Genomic DNA, 1950 nt, shown 5'->3' on the forward strand with positions numbered 1-1950 from the left:
TGGCGTAGTCCAGCGCGACGACCAACCGCGCGGTGGCCAGCACCGCCAGCGCCACGCCCCTGGACCCGGTGGACCGGGCCCGGGCCGCGCCGCCGGCGAGCAGCGCGTGGCCAATCTTCATGCCATGCAGGTTCACCCACCAGCGGGCGCACGTCGTCGCGGCCAGCGCCCATCATGACCCCCCGTCAGCTGCAGTCCAGCGGTACCGGCCAGCAGGTAGGCCAGATTGGCGCTGGCCACGACGACAGCCGGCCAGATGGTGGCGAAGCTGGGAAGCGTCAGGTCAACCAGCCCAGCTCGACAAGCCACCAGGTGGTGCGAGATGCGGCAGATGGAAGGCGAAGCCGTCCCGACGGCAACCGGATCAGCAGAGTCGATTCAAGGTGAACCACACGACTGGCCGATGGAAAAGCCCCCGACGGGGCACAATCGGCGTCCTTGGACCTTCTCAGCTAAGGGTTACCTCGAGGTGCTGTTCAAGGACAGTGATGAGGCCCGGCGAGCGCAGCGAGGTCTCCAGGAACACGGGGTGCCCGCAGAGGACATGCGGCTGTACAGCGCGAAGGAGATTCTGAGCAATGAGGCCCACTTCCTGGCAGGACGTTCCTGGCTGGCCAAGGTGGTGAACGCGCTGACGGCCGATCACGAGGCAAGGAGGCGCTACTTCGCCAATGCCCAGGCAGGCGGTGCCGCACTCTGGCTCTACGCCCCGACCCGACACGACGCCAACCGGCTTCTGCGGCTCCTCGCCGACTACGACGTCTCCTACGCACGGCATGACAGCAACGAGGGTGGTGTGCGGGAGATGACGTTCGATGCCAGCTGATGCCGGATCGACGCGTCTTGACGCCGTGCGACGCGCGGACCCGCCGCTGGTCGCTCTGGGGTTGCTCACCCTGGTCACCGGCCTGGTCGATGCCGCCTGCTACCTGGGGCTGGGCCGGGTGTTCACCGCGAACATGACCGGCAACGTCGTCCTGCTGGCCTTCGGCGCCGCCGGAACCCAAGGCTTGCCCGTACTGGGGCCGACGGTGTCGCTGACGGTGTTCCTGGTGGGCGCTGCCGGCGGCGGGCGGCTCGCCACCCGCCTTGTCGGACCGGCCAACACCCCGGTGTCCGCCTCGGCGCGGCAACGGTGGCTCAGCATCACGCTGCTGATCGAGCTGGGCCTGGTGATCACGGCGGGCGTCGTGGCCATCGGGCTGCCACTCGACGGTGGCGGCGGTCGGCGCTACGCGGTGATCGCGTTGCTGGCCGCGGCCCTTGGCCTGCAGAACGCGACCGTGCGGCGCCTGGCAGTTCCCGATCTCACTACCACCGTGCTCACGCTGACCCTGACCGGGCTGGCCGCCGACTTCCGTCTGGCCGGGCGCGGCCCACGGGTGGGGCGTCGCCTCGCCGCCGTTGGGCTCATGGCCGCAGGGGCGCTGGTAGGCGCGTTGCTGCTACGGGTGGACCTCGCCCTTCCGGTGCTGGCCGCGGCGGTTGTGATCACGCTGGCCGCGGTAGCGCTGCGGTTCGGCCGGTCCCGCGAGACATCTCCGGCCGACAGCTTCGCGGCCGCGACCAGGCCAGGATCCAGGCATTCGAGAGGAGTGTGACCCCCATGTCCCGAACCAGCGCCACACCCGTCCCCGCTCGCCTGGGCGGCACCCCCGACGACTACGCGCGGATCGGCATCCAACCCCGCGCGATCAAGCCGTGGGAGGACGGAATGCGTACCGACGGCTCCCGGGGGCACCTACGAGTGGTGGTACTTCGACGCGCACCTGGACGATGGCGCGAAGCTGGTCGTGGTCTTCCTCACCAAGGAGTTCACCGCCCGCAAGAGGCCGCTCAGCCCGGCGATCCGTATCGATCTGACCCTGCCCGACGGCACCGCGGCACAAACGGTCGTGGCGTTGGCCGCCGAGACCTTCTCCGCCTCCACCCAGACCTGCGACGTCGGGA

2 protein-coding genes are annotated in these 1950 nt (G+C 69.7%); both read left to right on the forward strand.

The window, feature by feature from the left end; genetic code table 11:
- The first annotated feature begins 322 nt into the window (after nt 1–322).
- The gene (locus VG276_24230) at nt 323–826 is read left to right on the forward strand and encodes a hypothetical protein (GenBank protein ID HEV8652407.1); all 504 of its coding nucleotides are present in this window, start codon (nt 323–325) and stop codon (nt 824–826) included.
- A 25-nt stretch (nt 827–851) separates the two neighbouring features.
- Entirely contained in the window at nt 852–1601 is a 750-nt protein-coding gene (locus VG276_24235; protein ID HEV8652408.1) for a YoaK family protein, read from the forward strand.
- The last annotated feature ends 349 nt before the right edge of the window (nt 1602–1950 follow it).

The organism is Actinomycetes bacterium (assembly GCA_036000965.1).
Taxonomy (GTDB): domain Bacteria; phylum Actinomycetota; class CALGFH01; order CALGFH01; family CALGFH01; genus DASYUT01.